Source organism: Burkholderia sp. Tr-862 (assembly GCF_011753085.1).
GTDB lineage: Bacteria > Pseudomonadota > Gammaproteobacteria > Burkholderiales > Burkholderiaceae > Burkholderia > Burkholderia ambifaria.
The window spans coordinates 1-591 of the sequence record NZ_VWWG01000427.1; the positions used below are offsets into that span (position 1 = coordinate 1).

Below are 591 nucleotides of genomic sequence, written 5' to 3' on the forward strand. Positions count from 1 at the left end.
CGGTGATGGACCCGCGCGCGATCAACGAACTGTTCCCCGACTGGAAGGAACGCGGCGCGCCGCTCGATGTCGAGGTGACGGAAGACCGCTTCCTGTTCCTGTCCGAGAAAAGCGCGGTCACGACGCCGAACTGGGCGCTGCCTGCCAACTTCCAGAACCACGGCAACTACGTGATCTCGCTGGGCAACGTCACGCGCTGGCTGGGGGCACAAGCCGAAGCGCTGGGCGTCGAGATCTTCCCGGGCTTCCCCGCTGCCGAGATCCTGTACAACGACGACGGCTCGGTGAAGGGCGTGGCCACCGGCAACATGGGCGTGGGCAAGGACGGCGAGCCGACCGAGAACTTCCAGCTCGGCATGGAGCTGCACGCGAAGTACACGCTGTTTGCCGAGGGCTGCCGCGGCCACCTCGGCCGCCAGCTGATCTCGAAGTTCAAGCTCGACGCGAACGCGGATCCGCAGGCCTACGGGATCGGCATCAAGGAGCTGTGGGAAATCGATCCGGCCAAGCACAAGCCGGGCCTCGTGATCCACACGGCCGGCTGGCCGCTGAAGTCCGATACGTACGGCGGCTCGTTCCTGTATCACATGG

The 591-nt window shown here is 65.5% G+C and carries 1 protein-coding gene; it reads left to right on the forward strand.

Going from position 1 to position 591, the window contains the following annotated elements; genetic code table 11:
- Positions 1-591 (forward strand): NAD(P)/FAD-dependent oxidoreductase (locus F3J14_RS35315; RefSeq protein ID WP_166726796.1); only part of this gene is annotated, 591 nt, incomplete at both ends.